Source organism: Streptomyces alkaliphilus, from assembly GCF_014141535.1.
Classification (GTDB): Bacteria; Actinomycetota; Actinomycetes; order Streptomycetales; family Streptomycetaceae; genus Streptomyces; species Streptomyces alkaliphilus.
In genome coordinates this window covers 1-1,382 of record NZ_VKHT01001174.1, presented here as the reverse complement: position 1 = coordinate 1,382, position 1,382 = coordinate 1, and the positions used below count along the sequence as shown (strand labels likewise).

Sequence of the window (1,382 nt, the reverse complement as noted above, 5' to 3'; positions counted from 1 at the left end):
CGCCCACCGGGACAGCGGTCGCTTCGGGTCCGGGGCCGGGGACCCGGGGTCGGAACGCGGGTCGTCGGCCGGGGGAGCCGGGGCGCCCGGCGGCGTCCATCGATTCGGCCGTGGAGGCGAGGGCGTTCGCACGAGGAGGCTCCTTCGGGGACCGGGCCCGTCGATGGGAGGAGGGACGCGATCACGGTAGGGGCCGCCGGGGTAGCCCTCTCACCACCCCGGGGTCTCCACGACGTGTCCGACGCGCCGGGCCTCATCGTCGTAGAGGTAAAGAAAAATTGACACCGTGTCGGAGCTGCTTTACTTTCATCCATGTCAGGTTTCTTTGACGTGGGGAGGGGTCATGGCCTTCGAGGAGAGATGGGCGTGGGTACAGGGGGTGCTCGCCCTCGGCGTCTACGCGGTCTACGCGGTGGTGGTGCTCGCCCGCGCGGGGGACGGTGTCCCGCTCGTGGAGGTGTCGTACGTGCCGGTGCTGCTGGGGGCGGTCGGCATCTCCATCGCCGCCGGCATCGTGCTGCACATCGTGATCGCCGCGATCTGGCCCGAAGGGGCGAACCGCAAGGACCAGCGCGACCGGGAGATCGATCGCTTCGGGGAGTACGTCGGCCAGTCCCTGGTGGTGGTCGGGGGCGTGGCGGCACTCGCCATGGCCCTGGCCGAGTGGGCGCACTTCTGGATCGCGAACGCCGTCTACCTGGCCCTCGTCCTGTCGGCGGCGCTCGGGTCGGCGGCGCGGATCGTCGCCCATCGGCGAGGATTCCACCCATGGTGAAACCGACCGGGGTCACGAACAGGATCCGAGCCCTTCGTTTCGCGAACGGGGAGATGACGCAGGCGGAGTTGGCCGATCGCATCGGCGTGACCCGACAGACCGTCATCGCGATCGAGAAGGGGCGTTACTCGCCCTCCCTGGAGATGGCCTTCCGGATCGCCAGGGTGTTCGGGGTGTCGCTCGATGACGTGTTCCAGTACCCGGATCCCGAGGAGGGGTCACCATGAGAGCCATCGTGCAGAAGACGTACGGGACGGCGGACGTCCTGGAGTTCACCGAGGTCGAACCCCCGTCGATCGGCGAGGACGAGGTGCTGATCGCCGTCCGCGCGGCGGGCGTGCACATCGGCGACCACCATCTGATGACCGGCAGGCCGTACCCGGTGCGTCTGGTCTCGGGGCTGCGGGCGCCGAGAAAGCCGGTGCCCGGCATGGATGTCGCCGGCCGCGTCGAGCGGGTGGGGGCGAAGGTCACCCGCTTCGCCCCCGGTGACGAGGTGTTCGGCACCTGCACCGGTGCCTTCGCCGAGTACGCCCGGGCCCGGGAGGACCGGATCGCCCCGAAGCCGGCGAACCTGACCTTCGAGCAGGCCGCCACGGTTCCCACC

General features: G+C 70.0%; 3 protein-coding genes. All 3 read left to right on the top strand.

Annotated elements, in window-relative coordinates; genetic code table 11:
• Positions 1 to 343: 343 nt before the first annotated feature.
• Positions 344 to 775 (top strand): hypothetical protein, encoded by a 432-nt coding sequence (locus FNQ90_RS23230; RefSeq protein WP_182608142.1) that lies wholly within the window; start codon positions 344 to 346, stop codon positions 773 to 775.
• On the top strand, positions 769 to 1,002 hold the full coding sequence (locus tag FNQ90_RS23225; RefSeq protein ID WP_182608141.1) for a helix-turn-helix transcriptional regulator: 234 nt from the start codon (positions 769 to 771) through the stop codon (positions 1,000 to 1,002). Before FNQ90_RS23230 ends, FNQ90_RS23225 begins: the two co-directional genes overlap by 7 nt.
• A partial coding sequence (locus tag FNQ90_RS23220) for an alcohol dehydrogenase catalytic domain-containing protein (RefSeq protein ID WP_182608140.1) occupies positions 999 to 1,382 on the top strand: 384 nt, incomplete at its 3' end. The genes FNQ90_RS23225 and FNQ90_RS23220, both read left to right, overlap by 4 nt.